The organism is Bacillus sp. S2(2024) (assembly GCF_050474045.1).
GTDB classification, from domain to species: domain Bacteria; phylum Bacillota; class Bacilli; order Bacillales; family Bacillaceae_G; genus Bacillus_A; species Bacillus_A yunxiaonensis.
On the sequence record NZ_JBFLUS010000003.1, the window covers coordinates 999,695 to 1,026,340 of the forward strand.

The window sequence follows — 26,646 nt, forward strand, 5'->3', positions numbered from 1 at the left end:
CACTGATTATTAGCCCTCACCAATCGGGCATTTACGGGCAGTTTATCTCCCATCTAACTTCTTTAGAAAAGCGGAAGCGGCTCGCTTAGAATCGCAGGGCGAAACGACCGGAGATTCTAGCCGCTAGAGCTGGACAACAAAGAAATGTGGAAGTGGCTCGTCCAGAATGTGAGGGGGATGGAGCTTCTGACGTAGAGGTGTTTTTTACCTCGTAGGAAGAAGCGAAGCCACCGAACATTCTAGCCACTGGAACTGAACAATGCTTTCGCCGAGTGGGAGTATTACTGCCCGCGAATAGCGGGATAAAATTAAGAGGAAGAAAAGGGCTATCTCCTTCTTGGAGACAGCCTTTTTCTTCATTTGGTAAGTAAGATTTATAGTTTACATAATATTTTGATCGAATTTCATTATTTGGGTTTCTTTTTTATCAATTTTTATATTTGTTATAATAACGCCGAATATAGTTATGATTCCTCCTAGTATTGAGAAAACAGTAGGAATTTCTCCAATCCATATCCAAGAAATAATAATTGCTAGAGCGGGTGTTAAGTATAAAGAAGTTGTTGCTTCGGATGTTCCTATACGTGATACGATATAAGATAGAGCAAAATATGGAATCATAGTAGGAAAGAGGCCTAAATAGACAACGCTAAGTGTTGTTTCTATAGATGAATGCATAATTCTTTCTCCTAATCCTGGGAGAAAGAGAAGCATGAAAAATGTACCGGACCAAATTGTGTAGGAAGTAAATGCAAGAAACCCGTATTTATTTAAATATCGATTTTGAAATACAAAGTATATGCTTTCTGAAAAGGATGCTAGAAGAATTAACAAAGCTTCAATGTTCAACGTAAAATGACCATCTTTTCCTAATGAAAGAATAGCGACACCACCAAAGCTAATAATAGATCCAATCCAGCCTCGAAGCCCAAATCGTTCATGCAGAAATAAAGCAGCTAATATGGATGAAAAAATGGGAGAAGTAGAAACAAACAGGCTTGCAGTACCTGCATTAATAGTTGTTTCCCCGGCACTTAGGGCTACATGGTAAACAGTAAACCCTAGCAAACCTAATACGAGAATAATAGGGACATCTCTCCATTCTGGTAGTTGCATGCGAGTCAATATAGCGAAGAAAATAAGTGCTAGCGAAGCGATTAATAGGCGAAGCAAAACTAAATGCTCAGGATTATAGGATTCTAATCCGACTCGTATGGCTGGAAAAGCAGAAGCGGCTTGTCCAGAATCGCAGGACGCCCGCGCACCCGACAGAGAGGTGCTTTTTGCCACGTCCGAGGGGGCGAAACGACCGGAGATTGCTGGACAACGCGTCTCTCCTAATCTTGAGGTCGAGGTCTTACTACCCGTTAATGCGGGATAAATAATTCCACTTATAAAGTTTATAAATTTAAATTTTATAATTTACATTATTTACATAACAGTGTATTATTTAACTAGTACACTATAACATTAGGAGGAAGAAATGAAAATTGAATTTTCTCCCAACATCCCTATTTACATTCAGGTGATGGAATACATAAAAAAGGAAATTGTAACAGGTCATTTATCGCCTGGTAGTAAAATCCCCTCTGTACGTGAATTAGCTAGTGAGTTACAGGTGAATCCGAATACAATTCAACGTACATTTCAAGAGTTAGAACGCGAGGGTATCGTTGTGACACGTAGAGGAATGGGAAGATATGTAGCGACTGAAGGAGAGAAGATTATGGAGCTGCGAAAGGGTATGGCGAAAGAGTTGCTTCATGCCTTTATAAATGGAATGAACAACTTAGGGTTTTCAGAGGAGGAAATGTTGTCCATTCTTCATTCTTCATTAGAAGAGAAAAAGGGGAAGAACAGATGCGAGAATTAGTAAAAATAGAAAATCTATGGAAACGTTATGATTTAAAAGCTGTGATTAGAGATGTAAACGTAACGATAACAGAAGGGAAAATTATTGGTCTTGTTGGGGATAATGGGAGCGGGAAAACGACGTTGCTGAAAATGATTGTAGGTTTGCAGCATCCTTCTCAAGGAGATATTTTCATTGCTGGTAAGAAAGTAGGTCTAGAAACGAAAAAAATTGTTTCATTCATGTCTGACCGTCCTATATTTGAAGAGTGGATGACTGTAAAAGATGCTTTGTTTTTTTATCGCAATTTTTACGAAGATTTTGATATTCAAAAAGCAGTGGATACAATCGCAAAATTCAAAATTCCGTTAGAAGAAAAAATTAATGCTTTATCAAAGGGAATGGTAGAAAAACTACAGCTTATTTTAACATTCTCACGAGATGCAAAACTATATGTGTTAGATGAGCCGCTTGGCGGAATCGATCTTGTTTCACGGGAGCATGTACTAGAGTTAATTCTCCAATTTTATCGCGAAGACTGTACAATTTTAATTTCTACTCATTTAATTGGCGAAATTGAAAACTTATTTGATGAAATAATTTTTTTAAAGGATGGAGAAATTGTGCTATATGAAAATGTAGAAGATATTCGTTTTCAAAGAGGAAAAGCAATACATGAGTTGTTCAAGGAGGTTTTTGGACAATGAATCAACTTCTCCATTATTTATATAACTGTAATAAAAAGAAAATATGGATAATTTATACGGGATTTATTACGATTTCGCTTATTCTTTTATTTAATTTTATGGGTTCTTTTAAGCACATGACTCCAATAAAACAAAATATAATATTGGTTTTGTTTATATTATTATTTACTATAACGGTATTTTCAATTGGATTAATAGCAGTCTCATCTTTTCGGAGAATGTTAAAAAATTCTATGATTCGTTATACAGCTGTTCCATCTAAAAAGTACTTATATGCAAATCTATTATTTTTTACGCTAATGTTTATTCTACTGTCTTTGATAGGTTTGGGATTTGTTCATTTTTTTTCTTTGAATATTTACGAGAAAAACACAAATGGAGAGATTCAACGAGCAATGCACCACTTATATAATTATGGGATATTTCATCATTTCTTTTCTATCTTTTTATGGATTATAGATTTAACAAGTTTGTTAGCTTCTATATATTTCATAATTGCAGTTATAAAACTCTTTAATGTGAACTCTTTATTAAGTAAGGTTTTATTTATATTTTTCTTTTTTCTTTTTGGCGGAATTCAACTCTTTACAACTACTCTCTTAGAAAAAATAGATAGATATGTATTTTATACAAAAAATGTTGGATTTATAGATAAAAATGGTTTTTTCGAAACGTCATTTTATGTTAATGAAGGGGCAAGTATTTCGTATGTATGCTTTATATTGTTATCGACTTTCCTTTTCATATTCATAACATCCTACATCATTGACAAAAAATTAGAAATTTAAAGGAGGAACAGGCATTGGGAAATGTAGTAGTGAAATTAGAAAATGTTCATAAAAAAATAGGCAGTACTGAAATTATTCGCGGTCTTTCGTTTGAAGTGCAGGAAGGGGAAGTATACGGCTTTCTTGGACCAAATGGGAGCGGGAAGACGACGACGATTCGGATGATGACAGGTCTGATTTCAGTAACAGAAGGCGATATTACAATTTGTGGTCACAGTATACGTACTGAGCGTGAGAAAGCGTTAGAGTGCATTGGAGCAATTGTAGAGAATCCTGAACTATATGAATATATGACAGGGATGCAAAATTTAAAGCATTTTGCTAATATGGCTGTTACGCCAATTCGTAAAGAACGAATTGCAGAAATTGTAAAGCTTGTTGAACTAGAGCATGCGATTCATAAAAAGGTAAAAACATATTCTCTTGGTATGAAACAACGTTTAGGGATCGCACAAGCGCTTTTGCATAATCCGAAAATCTTAATTTTAGATGAGCCAACAAATGGTTTAGATCCGGCAGGAATTCGTGAAATTCGTGATTACTTACAGCATTTAGCAAAAGAAGAAAACATTGCAGTCATTGTATCAAGTCACTTGCTAAGTGAAATTGAGCTGATGTGTGATCGTGTCGTTATTATTAAGAATGGACAATTTGTGCAAGAGTATAGTTTACGCGAACAAGTAAAAGATGACGATCAAATTGTAGTAGCATTTGAAGTGGATCAAGTAGAGGAAGCAAATGAACTGCTAAAAGGAACCGTACAAGAAAAGAAAATTATTGTGTCTGTCATGAAAGAGGAAATTCCACAACTTGTGAAAAATTTAGTGCATGCTGATGTTCTTGTGTACGGTGTAACAGTTCAAAATAAATCATTAGAGGATGAATTCTTAGCAGTTACAGGGGGAGGGAAAGCATAATGATAAAATTAATTCAAAACGAGTTTTTAAAGTTACATGCGAAAAAGAGTATGTATATTTTGTTAGTCGTACTAGCAGTATTAGAAATAGCAGGAGCAGTTATTTTCAAAAAGTGGGCTCCACCTGAACTGAAAATCGAAGGATTTATCATGTTCGCAGAGCAAAATATTGGAATGATTGCTACATTTGCAACAATCTTTGGTATTACACTAGCATCCCGCACAATTACAGAAGAATTTCAAAAAGGAACAATTAAACAATTGTTAATTCGTCCGAGAAAGCGAATTACGATATTATTTTCAAAGTATATTACAGTTCTCTTAGCTATATTATTTGTATGTATTGCTTCTTTACTTACAGCCATGTTAATTGGTCTCATTGCATTTGGCGGGAACACTGGAGCGGTAACTTTTGCAATTTTGTTAAAACGTTTTGCATATAATATTTTACCGATATTCTTTTATCCAACAGTTGCATTCTTGCTAGCGAATATTTTTAGAAAATCAGTTTTACCATTAGTTATTACACTATTTTTCTTCTTCATAGAGGGAATGTTAAAAATGCTAGTATTCCAATTTGCCCAAGGTATAGCAAAATATATTGTAATGTTTCACTTAAATTTAAATATGTATGATAGTAATGTGTTGCTCAGTCAAGGGGCCAAACCAATATTTACAGAGTTTAACTTTACAACTTCTTTGTTATTTGTATTAGCTCATTTTGCTATTTTACTTGTTGCTTCCAGTGCATTGTTCCAAAAGCGCGATGTTCTATAAGGAAATAAATCCCCGCTAAGCGGGGATTTATTTCCTTTAGTTATATCATGATAAATAAAAAAAGATATTGCATTATATTGATTCTATAATGTAAATGTATCATGTTGGAGGTGTTTTCTATTAATCTTGCATTTTCACGTATTCGACTTCGAAGTTTTTTTGGATGGATGATTTTAGGTGCATTTATTGCATATCTTCTATTAGGGAGTATTGAAAGCAGTTCATTTGAGTTTATTTCAGAAACATTGGTGTTCTTTATTTTTCCGTTACTTTGGTTATTTTATAAGATGAAAAAACATAACGCAGTATTTACAAGTTTTTTTGATAAACCAGCATTAATTCCATGGGCGCTAATTTTGATTGCTACTGCTATGGGAATGATTTTTTCATTTGGTATATCTTTTATTCAATATTACATATTAGCTCAGCTAATTCCTGATTTTCTAGTTAATTTATTAAGTGATGGAAATGTTATTGATATGAGTACTACTTTTACAAAGATTTTTAGTGTGATTTCAGCTTGTATCTTTGCCCCAATTATGGAAGAAGTGATTTTTCGCGGCTTTTTCTTAAATCGAATGACGTATAAATGGGGTGTGAAACGTGCTATTATCGTTTCTTCACTTATTTTTGGATTCGGGCATATTGATGTGATTGGTGCGTTTTTATTTGGCGTTGTTATGTGTCTTTTATACATTAAGACAAAAAGCTTATGGACAAATATTATTGTGCATGCCTTAAACAATAGTGTTGTTAGCATCATTCAATTCAGTGATAGCAGTCGCGCACAAGAAGCAGTGAAAATCGCTGATCTGCAAGCACAGAGTAATTTATGGGTTGGTTTGGTTATTATTATTAGCTTATTATGGCTTGTTCCCTTTATTCGTAACAATTGGCGTACCGTAAAAGAAGTTGGACTACCATCATTACGGATCATTCAAGAGGAAAAACAAGCTGACTTGATTGCACAGCAAGCCACATATAGTAAAGTTGTATTAACAGAACGCTATATGGCTGTCGAATTGCCTGATGAAGCTGTCAATCATTTGCGTTTAGAAGAACGTGATTATGTAAAAGTGGAACTAGTTGATGATACAATTGTGATTAAAAAAGCAAATGAAAGAGAAAGGCTCTCCTAAAGAAAAATGGAGAGCCTTTCTCTTTAGTAAATAAGTATTTCTACGTGGAAATTGTTTCCGTTTTTTATATATTTAATATCTGTTACAGTACGTACCTTCTTTAAAATTTCTACTTTTTCACCGATTCTTGGAATAGTTGGAACATTGTCCCAAATACCAAGCAAATCATCCATTGTCTTTGTCTTTTCGTAAAACCAAATTTTCACCGTGATGCCCCTTTCTTGTTTTGTATTTTAATACATAATAATACATTTTTATTCTTTTTGTAAGGGGTTTTTACGTATTTTTTGAATGAATTTAACAAAAAAAATTTTCACTCATGAAAGACATGTTCAACATTAGGTATTAATGACATTGCTGAATCTTTACGATGAATTTACAACACTTGTGACCGTAGAAGAAATTTTGAATTGCTTAGATAAAGATTGTAGTAAAAAAAGTTTTTTACTTTAATATTATAGTGAGAAAATAAAGAATAATTTTATAGAAAAAAATAAGAATATTTTGTATAATTACATTACAATAATTTTGAAAACAGAGGTGGCAGCGTATGGCACATATTCCAGTAAAAAAACTAGAAACATTATTAGTATTAGCTGATGATGATAAACAAAAACAAAAAGAATTTTACGAAACATTGTTAACAACATATGTTTATGTTGCAGGAACAGTTGATGTAAAAGAAGGGGATTCACAAGGAACAGTGCATTTACGTTATTTCCAAGGTGATGGAAGATGGATTTTACCATTTTTTACACAGCTTGAATTTTTACAAGCCGTACTGCCTGAAGATGTACCTGTGATTACGATTCGTGGAAAAGAATTATTTGAGAACATTGATGCGGAAGCAACAGCGGTCTTAAATATTGGTACAGATCTTGATAAAACATTTACACCTCCAGAAACTGCTGATATTGCTTCGGGAAGAATTTTTAATTATTATCTATAAAGTACCGTTACCATTTCTCCTATGCGTCATATAGTATTAGTAGCTTGACCAAGGGGGGATGGAGATAGATGGCTAACAATAATAACAACAACAACAAATACAGCAACTGCTGTTGGAATAACTGGAACTATTGGAATAATCGTAACAACAATAATAACAACAATAATAACAACAACAACAACAATAACAACAACAAGAATAACAATAACAACAACTGCTGTTGGAATAACTGGAACTATATGAATAATTTGAATTACTGGAATTATCGAAACAAGAATGATAACAATAAGAATAACTGAATACAAAAAAGGAGAAGTAAGACAAGCTTCTCCTTTTTTGTTTCCATATAAGTTGACAGTAACAGAGACCCTCACTTCAAGGTTTTGAGGAACTAAAGAAGATAGATGGGTGATGGAGAAACTCTTACTGATGGAAGCTTTAGTTTATACCAGAAGAGATAGAAAGCGTTTTTTGTTTTCCATTTATTGTAGCAGGAACGCCAAGAGGCACTCCTATGTTTGGCTGTATATGCCCAATTGGTAAACCGCTTAAAAGAGGGATATTATAAGAGATAATGTAATCATATAGAATTTCAGAAATAGATAAAGATGGTTTTGGAGATGTACAGTTGTGACAACTTGCAAAGATTACGCCGGCACATTGTTCAAATTTCTTTCCTAGGCGTAATTGATTTAACATGCGATCAATGCGATACGGTTCTTCTGCAATTTCTTCTAATAAAAGTAGTTTATTTCTTGTATCAATTTCGTAAGGTGTACCGAGTGTGCTTGTAATTACAGCTAAATTTCCCCCTACAAGAGGGGCGGTGATAGAACAAGCAAAAGAATGAATAAATTCTGCTCCTTTTAAAATAATAGAGTACGGATGGAAGAGTTGTTTGAAGGAGGAGAAAGAGGGAGAATCAAGGCCTTTTCCCAATTCCTCCATCATAGGACCATGGAAAGTAACGAGTTGTGAAAATTGTCCAAAAGCAATATGTAGGGCTGTAATATCGCTATATCCCCAAAAGATTTTTGGGTTATCTCGAATTAGTGCGTAATTAATATAAGGCAGAAGGCGACCGGTACCATATCCGCCTCTTGCACAAAAAATAGCTTTTACATATGGATCTGCGAAGGCTTTGTGTAAGTCATGAACACGAATGGCATCATCGCCGGCTAAATAGCCTCGTTTTTCTTGTACGCTTTGTCCAATTATAACAAACAATCCTAGTTCTTCTAATTTTTGTTTTGCTTGAAGAATATGCTCTATAGATGGTGGACCTGCTGGAGCAATGATCATAACGGTATCTCCGTATTTTAACGGTTTAGGATACTGCATCAAAATTCCCTCCTTTTCTTTCACTATATTCACTTATATGATATTCGATCCTTGTGAAAAGAAGGAAATCATTTGGTATGACAAGAAAGTATAAGAGAAAGGGGAGAAGAAAAGATGTTCCATAGTCGAGTATGTGAGAAATTGCAAATCACATATCCTATTATTCAGGCGGGGATGGCGGGAACAATTGTAACCCCAGAGCTAGTAGCCGCTGTATCTAACAGTGGAGGATTGGGTACATTGGGTGCAGGATATATGAGCCCTGAACAAATCCGTTTAGCCATACGTGCGATTCGTCAGTTAACAGATAAGCCATTTGCAGTGAACTTATTTATTACGAAAGAAGTGGAAATTGACGAAAAACAAGTAGAAGAGACACAAAACCTGCTAAAGCCTATGCGAGAGAAATTGCAATTGGGAATAGAGAAGCAAACGGTACAGTTGCCGAAAAATTACAAAGAACAGCTGCTAGTTCTTATTGAGGAGAATGTTCCTGTTTTTAGTTTTACTTTTGATACACCAAAACAGGAGGAGATAGAATTATTAAAAAGAAAGGGTATAAAAGTAATTGGTACGGCAACGAATGTAGCAGAGGGGAAGATATTGGCTCATTTAGGAGTAGATATTATTGTTGGACAAGGAAGTGAAGCAGGGGGACACCGCGGGACATTTCTAGGAAAAGAACAAGATTCTATGATTGGAACGACTGCGCTTATTCCGCAGCTTGTTGATGCTGTTCCGCATATTCCAATTGTTGCTGCAGGTGGAATCATGGATGGACGGGGAGTAGTGGCAGCCTATGCACTTGGTGCCGAAGGGGTACAAATGGGTACAGCCTTTTTAACCTGTTATGAAAGTGTAGCTCATGAGGCACATAAAGAGGCAATTATAATGAGTACAGACCAAAGTACGACAATGACTCGTGCATTTTCGGGGAAATATGCGAGAGGGATTCGAAATACTTTTATTGAACAATTGGAAAGTAAAGAAGAAAAATTTCCTGTATATCCAATTCAAAATGTATTAACAACAGAAATTCGCCAAGCAGCAACGATACAAAATAATAGTCAATATATGTCACTTTGGGCAGGGCAAGCTTCTTCTTTGGCCAGAACAGAAGAGGCACAGCAAATTATAATGCGAGTGATTAAAGAGGCGAAAGAGACATTAGAAAGATTACAAAGCACAATCTATATATAAAAAAGAACGCTTGAAAATTCAAGCGCTCTTTTTAGTTACTCTTATAAAATTGCTGAAGTGCCTCGTCGACATATACCCAGCCTTTCCAACCTAAATGCATCGTATCTTTTAAGAAATACTTATCATATTCATGGCTTGAAAAATCTGCAACTGGGAATCCAGCTTTTTTAATTTGGTCATTTATTTTTTTATAGTACACATCACGTCGTTCTTTCGGGAATCCAGCGTAATCATACCATGGACCATTAACTGGAACAGAAATGAATAATGGTTTTGCGTGCTGTTGCTTTAAAATGTCTAAAACTAATTGGAAATCGTCATATTCTGGCGATTCATTGAATGATTCATTTGCTCGATATCCTTTTAGACGCTCTAATTTGTTTTTAATCCCTTTGTTATAGTAGCGATCTTCAATGCCGTATGGATTCGTTTGAGATTCTTCTTCACCAGTTTTTTCTGCATGATTACGAATAGTAGTCCAAGCAAGTGACTTTAATTCAGGATCTGTATGTGTTTTTCGCGGTTGAATATCAAACATTGATGTAACTAAGTCTTTACGATCTAAAATGTTACGATATACATACGCAAATGGTTTTGCCGCCGCTGCTTTCACTTTATGTTTTGTATCGTCATATACGATTCCTTCTAAAGAAGTTTTTAGGAGTGTATCTTTACGAACAATTTCAAAACTTAATAAGCGGTTTGCAATTTGTTTTTTCATTTCAGGCTTTAATTCATTGTTAAAGATTAAATGATAAGCTTGTTGAGATGAAAAGTTTGGTGCAAAATGAACTTCGTCTAACCCTTGTTTTACAAACCATTGCGGTGAAAGGACGAAAACTATTTTACGATCTTTTAACTGATCCATTGATGATGCTAGATTTAACACATGAGTAAGACTTTGTGTTCCCCCGCGGCCGATAAGAAACGGAGTAAATTCTTCATTTTTCACTTTAAAGTAGTTAGACGGATGATATACATCTAACCGAGAAAATTCCGATGAACCGTACATCGGAAGGTATTTTGGATCTTCTAGCGCCTTTTGTTGCAGTGCAATGCCTTGGAACATTTCTTTATTTAAAGATGTTGAGGCATCGTTGACCTTTTGCTCCCCGATAAGTGGTAAAAGGAAGCGTGATGGGATAAATAACACCACGCAAAAAAGAGCAAATGCTAGAAGCATCGGGCCAAACGTTGTTTTTTTCATCGCATATCTTCCAGTTTCTTAATAATCATGTTTGGTGTTGCCCATTCGTCGCGATCAAAGTCAGAAATAGACACTTCAATACCTAAACGTTCTTGAAATTCTACTAATAAAGATACTGTACCGAAAGAATCAAGAATACCTTCTTCAAATAATTGTACATCTGTATTTTCTTTTACGATATCATTTTCACATACTTCTTCTAAAATATCTAATACTTGATCTTTAAATTCAGCCATTGTGTATTCTCCTTTATATCCATAATGTATTATGTGTAACTTCCTAAGAAGTTTTTAACTAAAAGTGTCTGCCTAAGTTACCAGAGAAGAGTAGGAGACCGAGACAAACGAAATGGAATGTAATGATAATTCCAAGGACATGTGTGAATTTATTATTTGGCCAAAACTTATGCTTTTTATTTTTACGTTCGAATATATCAAACGCAATAAACAAAATTGCATGATATAAGCCATACGTAATATAATACCACGTTAGTCCATGCCAAAGTCCCATAATTCCAAAGTTTAAAAATGCACCGATATAAGAAATTGTATAGCGGTTCTTAATTAGTTTTTTCTTTGTCGCAAAAAAGACAAAGCGCATATAAATAAAGTCGCGGAACCAGAAAGATAATGTCATATGCCAGCGGTTCCAGAAGTCTTTAATGTTACGACTTAAAAATGGTTTGTTAAAGTTTTCAGGCATTTTAATACCCATTATATAACTTACACCGATTACGAATGCGCTATATCCTGCAAAGTCAAAGAATAAATATAAACTATAAGCGTACATATCAGTCATAAATGAAACAAATGTAGCTTGTTTAGAAATTGCTGCATCCCAAATATGGTTTTTAATTAAGTACGCAATAATAAATTTGTAAAGAAAACCTTGGAAAATACGATTGATTCCTGTATAAAGCATTGCCTTATACTCATCAGCTGATGGTGGTTTCTCTACATCTTTTTGAAAGCGACGATACCGATCAATCGGGCCTGTTGAAATCGCTGGGAAGAACAGAAGAAACTCCCAAAACTTAAATAGAGTTATTTCTTTAATAAGCCCATCGCGAATTTCAAATATCATTTGTACCGCTCTAAAGGTTACGTATGATATACCAAGAAATACGACAAATTTTATAGCTGGTATATCAAAAAATACGGTTGATTTTAAAGCTGGTACAACAGGTGTGATTTTTACTAAGATAAGCGGTAAAATTGACAAAATCACAGCAGCGCAAAAGATGCTCGTTTTGTTATCACGCTGTCGCAGTGTTAAATATCCTTTAATCAAAATAAATTGCCAAATTGCAAATATTGCTAATGCAACAGCTTGTTTTGGTTTATCCGAAAAGATAATCGCCAGCATAATAAGTGTTACAACCGCATTATATTTGCGCAGCATTTTCCCTTGTAACCCAGCAATGATGGTAGGGATAAGCAAAATGCCCACAATCACGAAAAAATAAAATGATGCATATGGGGTCATGCTGTAACCTCACTCAATAATTTTTTACGATCTACTTTTCCATTTGGTGTCATTGGAATAGAAGATTGATACATGAATTTTCGTGGAATCATGTAATTCGGTAATCGTTCATTGAGTTCTTTTTTAATCGCGGATGTTAATTTGAATTCTTTTTCAAAAGAATGTTCACCCGGAACAACAACTGCTAATAAGTAGTCGTATTTTTCACCCTTTTTAATTGGAAGTACCACAGCAGCTTCCACATACGAACATGAACGAAGGTGATGTTCAATTTCTTCTAATTCCATACGATAACCGTGTAGTTTAATTTGGAAATCAAGACGACCATTATAGAAAAGAAGTCCATTTTCTAAATAACCAGCGTCACCTGTTTTGTAAGCACGTTCGCCGTCAATAACAGTGAATGCTTTTTCTGTTAATTCAGGGCTTCCTAAGTATCCAACACTTACACTCGGACCAACGATTACGATTTCACCTTTTTCACCATCAGGTGCAACAGTACCATCTTCTTTCATAATGATGATGCGGCAATCTGATTTACAGTAACCGACTGGAAGAGATTGATACTTGTCTACTACTTCATTTGTTACATGGATACCAGTTACAGCAACAGTTGCTTCTGTTGGTCCATATGTATTCATAATAGTAGCTTTTGGGAAGCGCTCTAATAATTTTCTTGCAACATCATTAGATAATACTTCACCGCAGAATAAGAATGTTTTCATGTTTGGAAGCATACCTTCTGAGAAAGATGGTTCCATTAAACACATTTCTGCAAAGGATGGTGTAGACGTCCAAACTTGTACATCTGATTGTTCCAAAGAAGCAAATAAATCTTTTGGACGTGCAATCATATCTTTATCAATTGCCCATAGTGTACCGCCTGTTACTAATGACGGATAAATATCCATAACAGATAAGTCAAATGAGAATGGTGCTTGGTTTAAAAAGACTTGTCCGGTTTGTAAGTTGAAATCTTCAATTGCCCATTTTGTGAAGCTTACAAGACAATTATACGTAATTTGTACACCTTTTGGATTTCCAGTACTTCCTGATGTATAAATAATGTAGAAGTTGTCTTCACCCTGTACTGCATGTTCAGGATTTGCTCTTTTTCCTTTATGAGTAAGAAGAATATCTTCTAATTTAGTTCCATCAACAATCTGAACTGGTAAATCAGCTATTGTAACATCTGTTGGAGATACAAGTAGCTTTGCACCAGAACTTTCTGCAATACGTAGCACACGATCAACTGGAATGGATACATCTACTGGAATGTACGCATGCCCAGCTTTGACACACCCTAAGAAACAGACAATCATTTCTGGCTGCATATGTCCGTATACCATAATTGGCGAACGGTCATCTTCATATTGAGAAGAAATCCAAGATGCTAATGCATCAGAGTCTTCTTTTAATTGTCTGTACGTAATTTTCGCATCTCGCCAAACGAAAGCGGTTTGGTCAGGCGTTTCAACCGCCCACTTTTCGATTTGTTCTAATAACATCATAACGCTCCCACCCTAAAATTCATTGTAAATAAATGTACTTGTGTTTGTATCTTGGAATCCATACAACCATAGTAAAGCAAGTAAAATCGCAAGGTAATAACAAGTTTTTGCAACCCATTGCGTGAGTGGTTGAGACCATATTTCTTTTATTGTTTTCATGTCTGTCCCCCTCTATAAAATAGTATCCGTATGTAAGTATCATATCCTACATTACTTTGAAAAACACAGAGATTCCACATTTTAGGAAAATGTAATATCAAAAGGCTCTTTTCTGATAGTAGCACTAAATATAAAAAAAGAAAATCCCTAACTTAACAATTATATTACATTCCAGATAGAATTGTAATTCGTTTGTATTTGAAAGAGGTCTGATTATATTTCTTCTAACTAAAATAGTACATAAAATCTTGTTGTACAAAGGAATAAGGTCATGATGATAGAGTAAGATTCTTGAAAATAGAATAGGGGGTTAAACTGAATGAAATCATCTCAAGTAGATTGGTTATTATATCTTTCTGAAGAAAACATTCGAATGTGGCGACGTTATTTACATCAGCACCCTGAATTGTCATTTCAGGAGAAGCATACAGCACAGTTTATATATGATACATTGCACTCATTTTCTTATTTTGATCTAACAAGGCCAACAACATGTAGTGTAATGGCAAGAAGAAAAGGAAAAGGTTCAGGGAATGTTATTGCGATTCGAGCAGATATAGATGCACTTCCAATTCAGGAACAAACGATGAAACCATATGCATCTATTGTACCAGGAGTTATGCATGCTTGCGGTCATGATGCACATACAGCAATTTTGCTAGGCGTGGCTGAGGCGTTAGCAAAATACAATGAAGACTGGGGTGGAGAAATTCGTCTTTTGTTTCAACATGCTGAAGAACAATACCCTGGCGGAGGAAAAGAGATGGTGGAAGCAGGAGTTATGGATGGGGTAGATTATGTCATTGGTCTTCATGTAATGTCAGGACTAGGGAGTGGACAAATAGGAATTTCCTATGGACCAATGATGGCAGCACCGGATGTATTTACAATTGAAGTTAAAGGAAGAGGAGGACATGCTGCTCATCCGAAACAAACAGTGGATCCTATTGCAATTGGTGCACAAATTATTACGAATTTGCAACATCTTGTGTCAAGACGGACGGATGCGTTTGAACAACGGGTGGTATCAGTCACGCAATTTCATGCAGGAACAGCTGATAATATCATTCCTGAGACAGCAACAATTCTAGGAACGGTGCGTTGTTTTGAGAACACATTACGACAAGAATCTAAAGAAATTATTGAACAAATTGTGAAAGGAATTACAGCAGCGCATGATGCAACGTACTCATATACGTATCGTTATGGATACAATCCGGTAATAAACGATTCCTATGTAACAAAGGTAGTAGAAGATAGTGCCATTGAATTGTTTGGAAAAGAAAGTATTATCTCACTTTCTCCTTCTATGGGAGGTGAGGACTTTTCTGCATACTTACAAAAGGCTCCAGGTTGTTTTATAAAGTTAGGAACGGGAAATAAACAAAAAGATACTTGTTATCCACATCATCATCCGAAATTTGATGTGGATGAAACAGCATTAATTCGTGGTGCACAATTATTTTTGCAAGCGGCAATGAAGTTATTGAAAGAATAAATTAATAAACAGTGGATAGTTGAATAGGTTTTTTGTAACAAGTGATTTTTTTTAGAAAAATCTTTTCGTTGATGGAAGTTTCACTTTATCCAGCTACTTTCGGGTAGTAAGACTCCCACCTCAAGATTCAGAGAAAGCAAAGGAGATAGATGGGAGATAACTGGATTGGCGAGGCTTTCCATTATTGAGGGATGAAGAAACCCCATACTGATGGAAGTTTCACTTTATATTATGGGATAAAAAAAGGCAACTGCGAGTATCGCAGTTGCTTCTATTTCTTTCCGTTTGAGAGGGTTAAGAAAGAACTATGCTCATTTATAATATATGTATGTCTTCCGGACAAGCTTGTATCTTTTCATCAATTTTTAAAAAAAAGTTATGTTGTACTTAAAAGGATTAAAAGTAGAATCAACGCCAGAAGATGAAGATGCTGAAGAGTGCCTTCGTTTTGGTATAGAGTTTGCAAACTATCTTTCTTAATGATGAGAGCGAGGCGGAGTAAGTACAGAGGAAACCTCGATTAAAATAATGGCGAATTATCATAAAAAAGATGCGAAAAAGCATCTTTTTTATTGTTGACATGAAAAGCGTTTCATGAATTAAGTTCATAGTGTAAGGGGATGAAAAATAAAGAGGAGGAATGTTGAATGGGGAATGAATTAGAAGTATTTCAATGGTTAGAAAAACAAAAGGCTCCTTTTTCGATACGACTACAAATTTTTCAAGCATTTCAACTGTATAAATTAGTAATAGAAATGGATAAGAAAATAATGGGATTTGAAGAAAAGAAATTAAGGGAAAGCGTTTAGCGTATTCCCTTTAAAACATGTAACAGTCTTTCTTGATTATTTTCAATCATGTTTGAATCATTTGTTTCAAAACCATATACAAGGTTGTGTAGTATAGGACTGTATTGATAAAAGGAGATAATCCGTTCAAAAAATGTTGCGTCCTTGTTATTCGTTAAAGTTGCATATTCTTCGTATACTTCTAATGTAAAGGTATGGCCATAATCAGCGTATAATCCAGCAAAATCAAATGCAGGATCACCAATTTGTGCATCTCCTATATCAATGATACCAGCAATGTGCTTAAGAAGAGGGTGAAATAGAATATGTTTGTGTGTTAAGTCAGCATGAATAACTGTTTGTAAGGATGAACTTGTATATAATTGCTCTAAAAATGTTTGAAATAGTTTATTCAATCGTTTCGTTTCTTCTATTGTAAGTGTAGTAAACAGATAATGTTGTAGTTTCATATGTAACTTTTTCCAATATTCAGCTGTTTGTTCAACTTGAAATCCCCACTCTTTTGCAAGTGTAATAGGAACTGTATGGAAAGCAGCAAGAAATGATGCAAGTTGGGTAACAATTTTTGTTTTTTCATTAATTGAGAGATTATGTAAGTAAGATGGTTTGAATGGTTTACCATGAATCATTTTATAGTAACTGCAAATAGGAGTTGTATCTATTTTATTTTCGTATAGAATATGATAGTTTGGTACTTCTATTTGTTGTGTTTGCAACATAGGAGACAGTACCTCATATAATTGTTTTTCACGAGTGATTTTTTTTGCGTATTCAACTTTTCTAGGAAATCGAAATAACCATTCATCGTTTATCAGAATAGCAACATTATCCCAACCGCTTTCATCTTGATGAAAGGAATGGATAGGCAAATTCGGGAGTGTTTTTCGAATGTATTGCATATAGTATGTCATTTTTTCGTCTCTTTCTTTTATTATTCTACATTAACGGGCAGTAAGATCCTCACCCAAAGATTAAGAGAGAAGCGTTGTCCAGCTCTAGCGGCTAGAATCTGCCCCCTCGGACGAGGCAAAAAGCGCCTTTCTGCCTTAGGTGCGGGCGTTCCTGCGATTTTGGGCGAGCCGCTTCCGCTTTTCTACAGAAGATAGATGAAGGATAACTGCTGGCATGCGCCCAATTGGTGAGAGCTTTCCACCAGTGGGGATGAAGATCCCTCACTGGTGGAAGTTTAACTTTATAAATTCTCGTTTTGCTGCTGTATCTCCTTTTTACTCAAATCAAGATTCGCACTTTCGATAGCTCTATGTTTGTCTAAAGAATCTCCAGCGTATCCTTTTTGTGTTTTTATAACCCTTTTACTTGAATTTGCTGAGTTATTATTCATATGAATTCGCCCTTTCTTTTATCCCGCTATTTGCGGGCAGTAAGACCCCCACCTCAAGACTCGATGAAAGCATTGTAGCTTCAGTGGCTAGAATGTTCGGTAGCTTCGCTTCTTCCTACGAGGTAAAAAACATCTCTACGTCAGAAGCTTCATCCCCCTCACATTCTGAGCGAGCTTCTTCCATTTTTTTGCAGAAGATAGATGGGGGATAACTGCTCGTTAAAACCCGATTGGTGAGAGCTTTCCATCAGTGGGGGATGAAGAAAATCCCCCACTGATGGAAGTTTCAATTTACCTAAAATATACGAAAGTAATAAGTAATAGCAGTACAGCTCCAAAAATAACGATGCCGACTAAAAACGTCATGTTAGAATAACGAGGTGATTTATGTACATCTTGACGATAACCAGGTGAAATTTCTGGTGCAAACTCTTCTTGATAAGATTGTTGTTCTTCCTTTTGATCCACTGCTGCAACTCCTTTATGTTTTTTATATGTTACACGTTATAAGGAAGAAATATACTCTCAATACGTTAAGCACTGAGCGAGAACCCAGCCCATAGATATTGATAATAGCAGAATCATAAGTCCGACAGCGCGATTATCTTCTTCAATTGCTTTCTTAATACTAAAGCGAATTACAACAAGTTCTATAATGTAAAAAGCAATAATTTGTATTACAATACCGATAGCACTCCAAAGAATCATATCGATGAGTGAAGCAGATTGGGCGATAGCTGCCCCAACTATAAATGTAAGGCCAAGTAACTTTCCTCCCATTGCCATAGCTGCAGATACATTTCCTTTTGCTATTAATTGAAGTTCCTTTCTATTTGTTGTCAAATCAAATAGAAGAAAACCGACATATAGTAAAGTAAGTCCCGTTCCAGCGCATATGAAAAAATCTAGAAATAAATTCATATTTTCTTCCTTTCTTTTGTGGTAATCCAATCTTTTCCTTTTATTATACATGAAATAAAAAAGTGCTTTTATAAAAATAATGGGAAAATTATTTTTGGAGGATATTATAAAAATAGTAGATGTTAAATATATAAATATCTTATTATAGGGGAATTTTCATATATTTTGTAGGAAAAAAGGATGTCCTTATTTAAAGAGCCTTTTCCCCAAAAAACATTATGTGAGTTTAAATCCATATGTAGCAGCAATTGCTTTATATGTTGTTTTTTGATTTGTGGTGATTACAGTTGTTTCGATAGGAACACGATCAAATAGCCAATGTACGTCACTATTATACATGCGAACGCAACCGAGTGTTGTCCATTTTCCAATGGCGCTTACATTATTAGTTCCGTGAATGGCATATGTTGTTCCTTTTGTTCCTTTGAAATTCAGACCAAGCCATCGATCCCCTAATGGGTTGCGTGAATCACCCCCAGGAATATGTTTGGCATAGTAGGGCCGATTTTTAATTTTGTTGACAATTTTATATTTTCCTAGGGGGGTTGGTGTGCTGCTTTTTCCAGTAGCAACTGTAAACTCTTTTACAAATTTGCCATTTTCATAATATGCCATCTTATTCGTTGCTACATTGACAATTAACAAATGTTCTTGCTGGTATGTCTCTGCGCTAGCTGTCTTAATAGGAAGCATAGAAGAAAAGAATAATAATAGTACAATCGCAATCTTCCTCATATGAAATTAGTCTCCTTTATGTAAATATCAAAATTTATTATAGCTTTCTTTTATAAGGAATCCTATTACTTTTTTATTTATATAAAAAATATTAAGGATATGTAAAAAAAGCCGCTATTTAGCGACTTTTTAATGTAATATATTTTTGCTGTACTTGAAATAGACGAGCGAGTAAAAAGATTGCACCGAAAGCTAATCCTAAAATTAGACCAATCCAATAACCTTTTGCAGCCAAAGTTGTATATGTTGCAAGTGTATAACCGAGCGGGAGACCTATTATCCAATATGCAACTAATGTCATAACAAGTGCTACATTTACATCTTTATAACCGCGAAGTGCACCTTGTACTGGTGTTGCAACGGCATCAGAAAATTGGAATAAAATCGCAAACACGAGAAATTGTTTCGTTAATTCGTGTACTGCAGAATCATTTGTATAAATAGAGGCAATATTGTTATCAAATAAAAATAGTAAGATAGAATATAACAGTGCGAAAGCTAGTGCTAATCCAATACCAATAAAGCTATAATGTTTAGCATCTTTATATCGGGAAGCACCGACTTCAAATCCGACAGAAATTGTCATTGCCATGGATAAACTGAGTGGTGTCATATATAAAAGAGATGCGAAATTCATCGCAGCTTGGTGAGCGGCAATGGTTGTTGTGTTAAAATTACTCATAAATAATGTAACAGCAGCAAAAATACTTGTTTCAAAAAAGATTGCAAATCCAATTGGTACACCAAGTTTTAATAATTCCTTCCAGCTTGATATAGAGAGACGATACAAACGTTGAAAGACACCATAAGAAGAGAAAGGCTCTTTCGTACGGATAATGACAGTAGTGATAAGCAAAATACACCAATATGTCGATGTTGAAGCAATGGCAGCTCCGACTCCACCGAGTTTTGGAAAACCGAAATGACCAAAAATGAATATATAGTTCAAAATGATATTAATTGGTAAAGATAGTAAAGTAATAATCATTGTTGTGCGTGTTTTTCCTAAGGCATCAATAAAGCAGCGGAGAACTGTATACACAAATAGTGGAATGATACCCAATGCGATAATGCTTAAAAATTGAGCAGCAATTTGGGCTACGTGTTTCTCTAAATGCATGGCATGTAGAATTGGTGAAACCACAAGGGATCCAATTATTATAACAATAATACTGACTAAGATTGCTAAGTATACGGCTTGTGTCACAACGTGAGATACATTTTCTTTTTGTTTGGAACCGATAAGGTGAGCGACAATAGGAGTTGTTGCCATTAAAATACCTGTTAATCCTGTACTAATTGGAAGCCATATACTTGTTCCAATTGCAACTCCAGCTAAATCAGTGGCACTTGCATGACCTGACATCGTCGTATCGAAAAAACTCATTGAAAATAATGACATTTGTGTGACAAATATGGGGAAAAATAATAAGACAAATTGTTTGATTTTTTGTGAAATAGATGTAGTTTCTTTCATATATACTCCTTTCTAAAATACGAACAAGCCGCTTCAATCATACTATTGAATAAGAATTTAGAAAAGTAATACGCATTTATAACAATATTGGTGTATTTTGAAAGAATTTGAAAAAAACGATGCTTGTGTGGCGGAGATGCGGTATTATGATAAAGGATGAAAAAAGTATTAAGGAGGCAAGGTCGTGGCGGATTGGTTAATTGGATTAATCATGGGTGCTGTTGAAGGATTGACGGAGTTTTTACCAGTATCATCAACAGGGCATATGATTTTAACAGGGCATTTAATTGGATTTGAAGGCGATAAAGCGAAAACATTTGAAGTTGTTGTTCAATTAGGGTCCATTTTAGCAGTTGTTGTTGTATTTTGGAAGCGACTATGGTCGTTAGTTGGAATTGGGCGAGTAAAGCAAGGGCCATCGTTAAACTTATTACATATTATTATCGGAATGATTCCAGCTGGCTTACTTGGTTTTTTATTCCATGATAAAATTAAAGAGATTTTATTTGGGCCAGGTCCAGTTGTTATTAGTTTAGTTGCTGGTGGTATCTTAATGATTGTTGCTGAGAAATTCTCAAAGCCAAGCACAGCGAAAACACTGGATGATATTACATATAAACAAGCATTTACGATTGGAATGTTTCAATGTTTAGCATTATGGCCTGGTTTTTCTCGTTCAGGATCTACAATAAGTGGCGGTTTGCTAGCGCGTGTATCTCATACAGCAGCTGCTGAATATACATTTATTCTTGCGGTACCAATGATGGTAGCTGCAACAGGTCTTGATTTAATTAAGAGTTGGCATGAATTAAGTGCAGCAGATCTCCCGTTATTTGCAACTGGGTTTATTACTGCATTTGTGGTTGCAATGTTAGCGATTGTTTCATTCTTAAAATTATTAGCTCGTGTGAAATTAACACCATTTGCATATTATCGTTTTATTATTGCTGCGGTGTTTTACTTCTTTGTTTTATAATAAAAAACTGCCATTTGGCAGTTTTTTATTTTGCTATTTTTTCAATCATATTTTCCATTACGTGCTCCCAAATGGAAGTGTCGGAAGTTAATGTTTTACGAAACTCAGCATACATTTCTTTTTGCTTTTCTTCAAACAGTGGATCATCTTTTTCTGGTAATGTAGCACGCATAGAAGTAACGAATTCTTGAACTTTTGGAGCGCGTGGCCCCCAAACATATTTTTCATTTCCTGCTGCGTCAATAAAAATGAAAATTGGAATTGCACGTGCTGTACCATTTGTTAAGTATTGATCCATCAATTCTAAGTTATCATCACGAATAAGCAAACTCATCTCGATATTGGCAACTTCGCAAATGCGTTTCATAATTGGTACGCAAAGAAGGGCATCACCACACCAATCTGCTGTTAAAACAATAACGTTTAAACGATCGTTTTGATGTTGCTCTAAAACAGGAAGAAGTTCATTTGGAATTAAAAAATTATTATAAATATGTAGTAATTCGTGTTGATTCACTGTCATTTTATTTACATATGTATCAAAGGACATGCCTTTTTCAAACCATTGACGTAACGTCATGTACTACACCTCTTTCTCTATTTGTTCATATTGTATCAAATATTTTACGGGAAAGCTGGTAAAGTTACTTTTATCGGTAATCCTTATTTTGTCGAGTGTAAAAAGCTTGAACAATAAAGTGAAACTTCCATTAGTGGAGGTTTTTTCATCTATCCTACTGATGTAAAGCTATCACCAATCGAGTTACTGTCCCGTTAATGCGGGATAAAAAGAAAACAGGGTGCTTCTGCGCACCCCGTTTTCTTGCTGATAAAATTCACAGCATTTTATAAAAGCAACCTTTATCATCTATTGCCAAGTAACTAAAAAAAGATACATGAATTTCCAAATAAAATGGATGACAAATGCCAAAAAGTACGTTACTATAATTCATAATGTTTTTATTTAATCATATTAAATAAATAGAGGGGCTGTACAAAATGTCTAATAATCGCGAGTTGCTAATGGAAGATCTGTCTACAAATTTTTTTGCTATGTTTCGTACATTACGTAATGATATGAGCAAAATTTTCGGTGATTATATTCCATGGAATGAATTTATCGTGTTGCGTATTTTAAATCGTGTCCAAAAAGAAATGGTTTCCCATGTTGCGAATGAACTGAACGTATCGAATAGCCATATTACGGCTGTTGCAGAAAAATTAATTAAAAAAGAACTTGTAACGCGTTCGCGCTGTACATCAGACCGTCGGGTTGTGTACTTGGAGATCAGTGATAAAGGAAAAGAACTAGTAGCCGAAATGGAAAAACAAAAGAAGCTATATCTGGAAGATAGATTTTCTACTCTGTCTGAAGAGGAAATGAAAGTCATGATTTCCATTACACAAAAGCTAATTTAGATAAGAAACGATATTGATATCTTATATTATTAGGTAAAGGTTAAAAAGATAGAAAATTATATGATATATTGAGAATAATGAATACCGCAGGAGCGGTCTTGCTATGCAAAAGCCTTCGTAATCAATGCGAAGGCTTTTCATGTGTATTTAGAATGGATTGGAGCATACTAACAATATCATTATATAGAAGGGAAGAAAGAAGTATGTCAAGTCGTAATGGTAGTAAAGGAAGCGGGAATCAAGGGGCACCCAAAGTAGGACAATATCAACAGGAGTTCGGCACAGAATTTGTTACTGGTGATGATAATAAAGGAAAAGAGTATCGTTCGAAAAAAGGGAGTAAATCAAGGAAGGAGTGAAGCATATTCACTTCTTCTTTGCTATTAAATAAAATGAAGTTTTCATCATTGGGGTTTTTCTTTATCAAGGCCTTCATTAATTTGGTGTATGCAGCAGGTATTCCTCGTTTCTCTCTGAGTCTTGAGATGGAGCGAATAGCCGGATAAAAAAAGGCCATCTTGTCATTGCAAGATGGCTTAGGAAGGGGACAATTTATGTCATTTAAGTTAGGGATAGAAAGCTGTTCGAGACATTAGGGATGATGTCTCATTATTAGGGAGGAACAGCTTTGATAGTTATACTATAAAAGACTAATGTGAATTCAATGTGAACTTGACGTGAAAGAATAAGGAATTTTCGCTTTTTTATACAAAAATAAAAGTTGAAATTCAAAAGAAAAAAGATTATGCTCAACTATGTATGGAGGACGGATTAAGGGAGTTAGTACTATGGAATTAATAGAAAAACGTGACTTGAATGATCGTTTTATACGATTAAGTCCACCGCAAATTTTAGCGATTGGCTTTTTTGCTTTAATTATTGTTGGCGGCATATTATTAAAATTACCGGTTGCGACGAAAACGTCTATTAGTTGGGTTGATGCTTTTTTCACAGCGACCTCAGCTGCGACTGTAACAGGCTTAGGTGTAGTGGATGTAAATAGTACATTTACAACATTTGGACAAGTTGTCATCATGCTTCTAATACAAACAGGCGGTTTAGGGTTAATGACAATTGCTATTTTAATAGTTTGGGTGCTAGGAAAAAAAATAGGATTACGTCAGCGACTTCTTATTGGGGAAGCATTAAATCAAACGAACATTGGCGGACTTGTAAAATTAGTAAAACGAGTGTTTTTCTTCTCGATTTGTATTGAATTAGTAGGAGTTGTATTTTTAGCTATCCGTTTTGTTCCTGAATACGGATTAGGAAAAGGGATATATTACAGCCTGTTTCACGTCGTGGCTGCTTATAATAATGCAGGGTTTGCTTTGTGGCCAGATAATTTAACGAGATATGTTGGAGATCCTATCATTAATATTGGGATTTGTTCTTTGATTGTAATAGGTGGTTTAGGTTTTACAGTACTAATTGATATATGGTACAGTAGAAGTTTTCAAAAATTAACACTACATTCGAAAATTATGATTGTTGGTACAATTGCATTGAGTATTTTTGCGATGGTTTTTATCTTTATATTAGAGTATAGTAATATTAAAACGTTGGGTTCTTTATCGTTAAATGAAAAATTGTGGGCATCATTTTTCCAAGGAATTACACCTCGTACAGCTGGGTTTAATACAATGGATTACGGAAGTATGAATGAATCAACGTTGTTCTTTACGATGATACTTATGTTTATTGGGGCCGGAAGTGTTTCAACTGGAGGCGGTATTAAGCTTACGACTTTTGTTATTTTAATTACATCTGTTATTTCATTTTTTAAGAAAAAGGAAGATGTTGTTTTATTTCATCGCACAATTAAAATGTCAACAGTGATGAGAGCGTTGTCGATTGTTATTGCAAGTCAATTTTTAATTTTTGTAGCAGTATTTGTACTTATGCTTACTGAAAACTTTAGCTTTATTGAATTGTTGTTTGAAACGGTTTCAGCCTTTGGAACAGTTGGATTATCAATGGGAATTACAGCTGATTTATCAGCTTTTGGGAAATGTGTAATTATGTTTGTTATGTTTTGTGGATTAATCGGACCATTAACGCTTGTGTTTTCACTTGCACGGCCAGCAAAGCAAAAAATTCGTTACCCATCTGAAGATGTGTTTACAGGATAAGGTATCTCGCGAGAAGCGAGATACCTTTTATTATGTTCCGTGATGAAAAATTGTCTGGAAGATCCTGATTGATGGGAGTTTCATTTTATTACGTAAAAAGAGAGTACAGTAAGCTAATAATAGCTGCTCGAAATATTAGCGCAACAATCGCTACTACTCCACCCATTACAGCTGCAATTCCACCTGTAACATTGGCGCCGCGATTATAGGCATATATGCCAAGTAGGACAGCAAGAAGTCCAAAGAGCGTTGGAAAAGTGAATAAAGATAGGACTGCAAGAGCAAGAGCGATAAATCCTGCTGTTGCACCTCCTGCTTTTGCTGTTACTTCGTCTCTTCCTTCTCTTCCATCGTAAGGCACACCATTGGGTGCAATTTCAGCTGCGTATTCTTCGTCAAAATGATCTTCACTTTCTCTATGACGTTCTTCATGTTTATCAGTCAATGTAATGTCTCCTTTCATAAAGAGCTTCATGTATAGTATGAGCTGCTTTTGCTTTTTTATCCGCCTCATCACGGTTACGTTAAGATTTTGAGAAAATAAATAAGATAAATGTTCGTAAGCATCCGAGATAAGAGCTTTCACGTAAGTGAGGGCGGAAAAAATCCCCTAATATAGGATTCACTTCATGAAAAATTAAAATCACAAAAGTTGGTATGTCTTCCACGTTTTTGGAAACGATAAAAAGGAATTGATAGGAAAAAGAGGTGATTTATATGACGCAACATCCAATTGAAAACTTAATGAAAACAGCAATGGCAAACTTGAAAGAAATGGTGGATGTGAATACGATTGTTGGAAAACCAGTATCAACAGCTGATGGAAATGTTATTTTAACCGTTTCGAAAGTTGCTTTTGGTTTTGGTGCAGGTGGAAGTGATTTCGCAGGAAATGGACAATCACAAGAAGGGCAGAACTTACATCCATTTGGTGGTGGAAGTGGTGCGGGGGTTTCCATTAATCCTGTTGCGTTTTTAGTAGTTGGGGCAAAAGGAATTCAGGTTATGCACTTACATAGCGGTACACATCTTGTAGAAAAAGCATTGGAAACAGTACCTAATGCAGTGCAGCGATTGGTAAATAAGCACTAAAAGAACTTGCATTTTAAGGAAATTATGATATAGTAGATGAAGTGTGTTTAAAAATTATGTGAATATAAAGTAAATGACTATAGAGAGAATCAAGATTTAAGAAAGAACAAGGGAGAGGTATAAATGATTAACATCAGGAATTTTGTCGTCGGTTTATGTATGTTAGTGAGCGGATTTGTTGTGTACGTATTAAAAGAAAAAGTACAATTTTAAC

Annotated in this window: 33 protein-coding genes; 16 read left to right on the forward strand and 17 right to left on the reverse strand. The window is 35.1% G+C overall.

Annotated elements, in window-relative coordinates:
• Nucleotides 1-381: 381 nt before the first annotated feature.
• Complete coding sequence (locus AB1284_RS05060) at nt 382-1,290, reverse strand: DMT family transporter (protein ID WP_429751173.1); 909 nt, start codon at nt 1,288-1,290, stop codon at nt 382-384.
• A 193-nt stretch (nt 1,291-1,483) separates the two neighbouring features.
• Between AB1284_RS05060 and AB1284_RS05065 the strand changes: the two genes are divergently transcribed.
• The 6 genes from AB1284_RS05065 to AB1284_RS05090 all read left to right on the forward strand — a co-directional run bounded on the left by AB1284_RS05065 (nt 1,484) and on the right by AB1284_RS05090 (nt 6,179).
• Nucleotides 1,484-1,873 carry a GntR family transcriptional regulator gene (locus AB1284_RS05065; protein ID WP_336482659.1) on the forward strand — a complete coding sequence of 130 codons (390 nt, stop codon included), beginning with the start codon at nt 1,484-1,486 and terminating at the stop codon, nt 1,871-1,873.
• Nucleotides 1,861-2,559 (forward strand): ABC transporter ATP-binding protein, encoded by a 699-nt coding sequence (locus tag AB1284_RS05070; RefSeq protein ID WP_429751171.1) that lies wholly within the window; start codon nt 1,861-1,863, stop codon nt 2,557-2,559. Before AB1284_RS05065 ends, AB1284_RS05070 begins: the two co-directional genes overlap by 13 nt.
• The gene (locus AB1284_RS05075) at nt 2,556-3,347 is read left to right on the forward strand and encodes an ABC transporter permease (protein WP_429751169.1); all 792 of its coding nucleotides are present in this window, start codon (nt 2,556-2,558) and stop codon (nt 3,345-3,347) included. Before AB1284_RS05070 ends, AB1284_RS05075 begins: the two co-directional genes overlap by 4 nt.
• A gap of 14 nt (nt 3,348-3,361) precedes the next feature.
• Entirely contained in the window at nt 3,362-4,264 is a 903-nt protein-coding gene (locus AB1284_RS05080) for an ABC transporter ATP-binding protein (RefSeq protein ID WP_429751167.1), read from the forward strand.
• Nucleotides 4,264-5,040 carry an ABC transporter permease gene (locus tag AB1284_RS05085; RefSeq protein WP_429751165.1) on the forward strand — a complete coding sequence of 259 codons (777 nt, stop codon included), beginning with the start codon at nt 4,264-4,266 and terminating at the stop codon, nt 5,038-5,040. The genes AB1284_RS05080 and AB1284_RS05085 overlap by 1 nt, the downstream gene beginning before the upstream one ends.
• 119 nt (nt 5,041-5,159) lie before the next feature.
• Nucleotides 5,160-6,179: a CPBP family intramembrane glutamic endopeptidase gene (locus AB1284_RS05090; protein ID WP_429754347.1), complete on the forward strand. Its 1,020-nt coding sequence runs from the start codon at nt 5,160-5,162 to the stop codon at nt 6,177-6,179.
• 23 nt (nt 6,180-6,202) lie between these two features.
• On the opposite strand, the gene AB1284_RS05095 is transcribed toward AB1284_RS05090, so the two are convergent.
• On the reverse strand, nt 6,203-6,385 hold the full coding sequence (locus AB1284_RS05095) for a DUF3913 family protein (RefSeq protein WP_336482665.1): 183 nt from the start codon (nt 6,383-6,385) through the stop codon (nt 6,203-6,205).
• A gap of 344 nt (nt 6,386-6,729) precedes the next feature.
• On the opposite strand from AB1284_RS05095, the gene AB1284_RS05100 reads away from it, so the two are divergent.
• Complete coding sequence (locus tag AB1284_RS05100) at nt 6,730-7,128, forward strand: SseB family protein (RefSeq protein ID WP_429751163.1); 399 nt, start codon at nt 6,730-6,732, stop codon at nt 7,126-7,128.
• A gap of 26 nt (nt 7,129-7,154) precedes the next feature.
• On the opposite strand, the gene AB1284_RS05105 is transcribed toward AB1284_RS05100, so the two are convergent.
• Together AB1284_RS05105 and AB1284_RS05110 are read right to left on the reverse strand one after the other, a co-directional pair.
• Nucleotides 7,155-7,502, reverse strand: a complete 348-nt coding sequence (locus tag AB1284_RS05105) for a hypothetical protein (protein WP_429751162.1) — start codon at nt 7,500-7,502, stop codon at nt 7,155-7,157.
• Between the two features lie 64 nt (nt 7,503-7,566).
• Nucleotides 7,567-8,469, reverse strand: coding sequence for a S66 peptidase family protein (locus tag AB1284_RS05110; protein WP_429751160.1), 903 nt, complete (start codon nt 8,467-8,469; stop codon nt 7,567-7,569).
• 114 nt (nt 8,470-8,583) lie between these two features.
• Here AB1284_RS05110 and AB1284_RS05115 point away from each other — a divergent pair, with 114 nt between their 5' ends.
• Nucleotides 8,584-9,669, forward strand: a complete 1,086-nt coding sequence (locus tag AB1284_RS05115) for an NAD(P)H-dependent flavin oxidoreductase (RefSeq protein ID WP_429751158.1) — start codon at nt 8,584-8,586, stop codon at nt 9,667-9,669.
• A 31-nt stretch (nt 9,670-9,700) separates the two neighbouring features.
• On the opposite strand, the gene dltD is transcribed toward AB1284_RS05115, so the two are convergent.
• The 5 genes from dltD to AB1284_RS05140 are packed head-to-tail and all read right to left on the reverse strand — an operon-like array spanning nt 9,701 to nt 14,031.
• Nucleotides 9,701-10,876, reverse strand: a complete 1,176-nt coding sequence (dltD, locus tag AB1284_RS05120) for a D-alanyl-lipoteichoic acid biosynthesis protein DltD (protein WP_429751156.1) — start codon at nt 10,874-10,876, stop codon at nt 9,701-9,703.
• Complete coding sequence (gene dltC, locus AB1284_RS05125) at nt 10,873-11,112, reverse strand: D-alanine--poly(phosphoribitol) ligase subunit DltC (protein WP_020061867.1); 240 nt, start codon at nt 11,110-11,112, stop codon at nt 10,873-10,875. Before dltC ends, dltD begins: the two co-directional genes overlap by 4 nt.
• 58 nt (nt 11,113-11,170) lie before the next feature.
• Nucleotides 11,171-12,361 (reverse strand): D-alanyl-lipoteichoic acid biosynthesis protein DltB, encoded by a 1,191-nt coding sequence (gene dltB / locus AB1284_RS05130; RefSeq protein WP_429751154.1) that lies wholly within the window; start codon nt 12,359-12,361, stop codon nt 11,171-11,173.
• Nucleotides 12,358-13,872 (reverse strand): D-alanine--poly(phosphoribitol) ligase subunit DltA, encoded by a 1,515-nt coding sequence (gene dltA, locus AB1284_RS05135; RefSeq protein ID WP_429751152.1) that lies wholly within the window; start codon nt 13,870-13,872, stop codon nt 12,358-12,360. Before dltA ends, dltB begins: the two co-directional genes overlap by 4 nt.
• A 12-nt stretch (nt 13,873-13,884) precedes the next feature.
• Nucleotides 13,885-14,031, reverse strand: coding sequence for a teichoic acid D-Ala incorporation-associated protein DltX (locus tag AB1284_RS05140; RefSeq protein WP_429751151.1), 147 nt, complete (start codon nt 14,029-14,031; stop codon nt 13,885-13,887).
• A 319-nt stretch (nt 14,032-14,350) separates the two neighbouring features.
• Between AB1284_RS05140 and AB1284_RS05145 the strand changes: the two genes are divergently transcribed.
• Nucleotides 14,351-15,529 (forward strand): M20 metallopeptidase family protein, encoded by a 1,179-nt coding sequence (locus AB1284_RS05145; protein ID WP_429751150.1) that lies wholly within the window; start codon nt 14,351-14,353, stop codon nt 15,527-15,529.
• Nucleotides 15,530-16,176: 647 nt separating this feature from the next.
• Nucleotides 16,177-16,338 carry a hypothetical protein gene (locus tag AB1284_RS05150; protein ID WP_429751148.1) on the forward strand — a complete coding sequence of 54 codons (162 nt, stop codon included), beginning with the start codon at nt 16,177-16,179 and terminating at the stop codon, nt 16,336-16,338.
• Here the strand turns inward: AB1284_RS05150 and AB1284_RS05155 are convergent.
• The 6 genes from AB1284_RS05155 to AB1284_RS05180 all read right to left on the reverse strand — a co-directional run bounded on the left by AB1284_RS05155 (nt 16,335) and on the right by AB1284_RS05180 (nt 20,813).
• The gene (locus tag AB1284_RS05155; RefSeq protein WP_429751146.1) at nt 16,335-17,249 is read right to left on the reverse strand and encodes a phosphotransferase family protein; all 915 of its coding nucleotides are present in this window, start codon (nt 17,247-17,249) and stop codon (nt 16,335-16,337) included. The genes AB1284_RS05150 and AB1284_RS05155 overlap by 4 nt on opposite strands.
• A 281-nt stretch (nt 17,250-17,530) precedes the next feature.
• Entirely contained in the window at nt 17,531-17,680 is a 150-nt protein-coding gene (locus tag AB1284_RS05160; RefSeq protein WP_336482677.1) for a hypothetical protein, read from the reverse strand.
• A gap of 291 nt (nt 17,681-17,971) precedes the next feature.
• Nucleotides 17,972-18,148 (reverse strand): 2-isopropylmalate synthase, encoded by a 177-nt coding sequence (locus AB1284_RS05165; protein WP_429751144.1) that lies wholly within the window; start codon nt 18,146-18,148, stop codon nt 17,972-17,974.
• Nucleotides 18,149-18,205: 57 nt separating this feature from the next.
• Nucleotides 18,206-18,601, reverse strand: a complete 396-nt coding sequence (locus AB1284_RS05170) for a DUF350 domain-containing protein (RefSeq protein WP_429751143.1) — start codon at nt 18,599-18,601, stop codon at nt 18,206-18,208.
• 216 nt (nt 18,602-18,817) lie between these two features.
• Nucleotides 18,818-19,336, reverse strand: a complete 519-nt coding sequence (locus AB1284_RS05175; RefSeq protein ID WP_429751141.1) for a L,D-transpeptidase — start codon at nt 19,334-19,336, stop codon at nt 18,818-18,820.
• A gap of 118 nt (nt 19,337-19,454) precedes the next feature.
• Nucleotides 19,455-20,813, reverse strand: coding sequence for an MATE family efflux transporter (locus AB1284_RS05180; protein ID WP_429751139.1), 1,359 nt, complete (start codon nt 20,811-20,813; stop codon nt 19,455-19,457).
• A 184-nt stretch (nt 20,814-20,997) separates the two neighbouring features.
• On the opposite strand from AB1284_RS05180, the gene bacA reads away from it, so the two are divergent.
• Entirely contained in the window at nt 20,998-21,789 is a 792-nt protein-coding gene (gene bacA, locus AB1284_RS05185; protein WP_429751137.1) for an undecaprenyl-diphosphate phosphatase, read from the forward strand.
• A 25-nt stretch (nt 21,790-21,814) separates the two neighbouring features.
• Here the strand turns inward: bacA and AB1284_RS05190 are convergent, their stop codons facing one another.
• Nucleotides 21,815-22,369 (reverse strand): thioredoxin family protein, encoded by a 555-nt coding sequence (locus tag AB1284_RS05190; RefSeq protein ID WP_429751136.1) that lies wholly within the window; start codon nt 22,367-22,369, stop codon nt 21,815-21,817.
• 419 nt (nt 22,370-22,788) lie between these two features.
• Between AB1284_RS05190 and AB1284_RS05195 the strand changes: the two genes are divergently transcribed.
• From AB1284_RS05195 to AB1284_RS05205, 3 genes are all read left to right on the forward strand, one after another.
• Nucleotides 22,789-23,208 carry a MarR family winged helix-turn-helix transcriptional regulator gene (locus tag AB1284_RS05195; protein WP_429751135.1) on the forward strand — a complete coding sequence of 140 codons (420 nt, stop codon included), beginning with the start codon at nt 22,789-22,791 and terminating at the stop codon, nt 23,206-23,208.
• A gap of 203 nt (nt 23,209-23,411) precedes the next feature.
• Complete coding sequence (locus AB1284_RS05200; RefSeq protein ID WP_098309527.1) at nt 23,412-23,567, forward strand: imidazoleglycerol-phosphate dehydratase; 156 nt, start codon at nt 23,412-23,414, stop codon at nt 23,565-23,567.
• A 429-nt stretch (nt 23,568-23,996) separates the two neighbouring features.
• Nucleotides 23,997-25,340: a TrkH family potassium uptake protein gene (locus tag AB1284_RS05205; RefSeq protein ID WP_429751133.1), complete on the forward strand. Its 1,344-nt coding sequence runs from the start codon at nt 23,997-23,999 to the stop codon at nt 25,338-25,340.
• A gap of 88 nt (nt 25,341-25,428) precedes the next feature.
• On the opposite strand, the gene AB1284_RS05210 is transcribed toward AB1284_RS05205, so the two are convergent.
• A complete protein-coding gene (locus tag AB1284_RS05210) occupies nt 25,429-25,803 on the reverse strand; it encodes an imidazole glycerol phosphate synthase (protein WP_429751132.1) in 375 nt (124 codons plus the stop codon).
• Between the two features lie 254 nt (nt 25,804-26,057).
• Between AB1284_RS05210 and ytfJ the strand changes: the two genes are divergently transcribed.
• Nucleotides 26,058-26,432 (forward strand): GerW family sporulation protein, encoded by a 375-nt coding sequence (gene ytfJ / locus AB1284_RS05215; protein ID WP_429751130.1) that lies wholly within the window; start codon nt 26,058-26,060, stop codon nt 26,430-26,432.
• A gap of 123 nt (nt 26,433-26,555) precedes the next feature.
• Nucleotides 26,556-26,645 (forward strand): phosphoribosyl-ATP pyrophosphatase, encoded by a 90-nt coding sequence (locus AB1284_RS05220; protein WP_429751129.1) that lies wholly within the window; start codon nt 26,556-26,558, stop codon nt 26,643-26,645.
• Nucleotide 26,646 lies beyond the last annotated feature (1 nt).

Bases quoted from the DNA above. Each gene is read 5' to 3' on its own strand.
- AB1284_RS05140 (WP_429751151.1), bottom strand. From the start codon at position 14,031: ATGAAAACAATAAAAGAAATATGGTCTCAACCACTCACGCAATGGGTT.
- AB1284_RS05115 (WP_429751158.1), top strand. From the start codon at position 8,584: ATGTTCCATAGTCGAGTATGTGAGAAATTGCAAATCACATATCCTATT.
- AB1284_RS05210 (WP_429751132.1), bottom strand. From the start codon at position 25,803: ATGAAAGGAGACATTACATTGACTGATAAACATGAAGAACGTCATAGA.
- AB1284_RS05100 (WP_429751163.1), top strand. From the start codon at position 6,730: ATGGCACATATTCCAGTAAAAAAACTAGAAACATTATTAGTATTAGCT.
- AB1284_RS05075 (WP_429751169.1), top strand. From the start codon at position 2,556: ATGAATCAACTTCTCCATTATTTATATAACTGTAATAAAAAGAAAATA.
- AB1284_RS05195 (WP_429751135.1), top strand. From the start codon at position 22,789: ATGTCTAATAATCGCGAGTTGCTAATGGAAGATCTGTCTACAAATTTT.
- AB1284_RS05190 (WP_429751136.1), bottom strand. From the start codon at position 22,369: ATGACGTTACGTCAATGGTTTGAAAAAGGCATGTCCTTTGATACATAT.
- AB1284_RS05170 (WP_429751143.1), bottom strand. From the start codon at position 18,601: ATGAATTTATTTCTAGATTTTTTCATATGCGCTGGAACGGGACTTACT.
- AB1284_RS05175 (WP_429751141.1), bottom strand. From the start codon at position 19,336: ATGAGGAAGATTGCGATTGTACTATTATTATTCTTTTCTTCTATGCTT.
- dltB (WP_429751154.1), bottom strand. From the start codon at position 12,361: ATGACCCCATATGCATCATTTTATTTTTTCGTGATTGTGGGCATTTTG.
- AB1284_RS05110 (WP_429751160.1), bottom strand. From the start codon at position 8,469: ATGCAGTATCCTAAACCGTTAAAATACGGAGATACCGTTATGATCATT.
- ytfJ (WP_429751130.1), top strand. From the start codon at position 26,058: ATGACGCAACATCCAATTGAAAACTTAATGAAAACAGCAATGGCAAAC.
- AB1284_RS05200 (WP_098309527.1), top strand. From the start codon at position 23,412: ATGTCAAGTCGTAATGGTAGTAAAGGAAGCGGGAATCAAGGGGCACCC.
- AB1284_RS05155 (WP_429751146.1), bottom strand. From the start codon at position 17,249: ATGACATACTATATGCAATACATTCGAAAAACACTCCCGAATTTGCCT.
- dltA (WP_429751152.1), bottom strand. From the start codon at position 13,872: ATGATGTTATTAGAACAAATCGAAAAGTGGGCGGTTGAAACGCCTGAC.
- AB1284_RS05085 (WP_429751165.1), top strand. From the start codon at position 4,264: ATGATAAAATTAATTCAAAACGAGTTTTTAAAGTTACATGCGAAAAAG.
- AB1284_RS05070 (WP_429751171.1), top strand. From the start codon at position 1,861: ATGCGAGAATTAGTAAAAATAGAAAATCTATGGAAACGTTATGATTTA.
- AB1284_RS05145 (WP_429751150.1), top strand. From the start codon at position 14,351: ATGAAATCATCTCAAGTAGATTGGTTATTATATCTTTCTGAAGAAAAC.
- AB1284_RS05150 (WP_429751148.1), top strand. From the start codon at position 16,177: ATGGGGAATGAATTAGAAGTATTTCAATGGTTAGAAAAACAAAAGGCT.
- AB1284_RS05205 (WP_429751133.1), top strand. From the start codon at position 23,997: ATGGAATTAATAGAAAAACGTGACTTGAATGATCGTTTTATACGATTA.
- dltC (WP_020061867.1), bottom strand. From the start codon at position 11,112: ATGGCTGAATTTAAAGATCAAGTATTAGATATTTTAGAAGAAGTATGT.
- AB1284_RS05065 (WP_336482659.1), top strand. From the start codon at position 1,484: ATGAAAATTGAATTTTCTCCCAACATCCCTATTTACATTCAGGTGATG.
- AB1284_RS05160 (WP_336482677.1), bottom strand. From the start codon at position 17,680: ATGAATAATAACTCAGCAAATTCAAGTAAAAGGGTTATAAAAACACAA.
- AB1284_RS05220 (WP_429751129.1), top strand. From the start codon at position 26,556: ATGATTAACATCAGGAATTTTGTCGTCGGTTTATGTATGTTAGTGAGC.
- dltD (WP_429751156.1), bottom strand. From the start codon at position 10,876: ATGAAAAAAACAACGTTTGGCCCGATGCTTCTAGCATTTGCTCTTTTT.
- AB1284_RS05180 (WP_429751139.1), bottom strand. From the start codon at position 20,813: ATGAAAGAAACTACATCTATTTCACAAAAAATCAAACAATTTGTCTTA.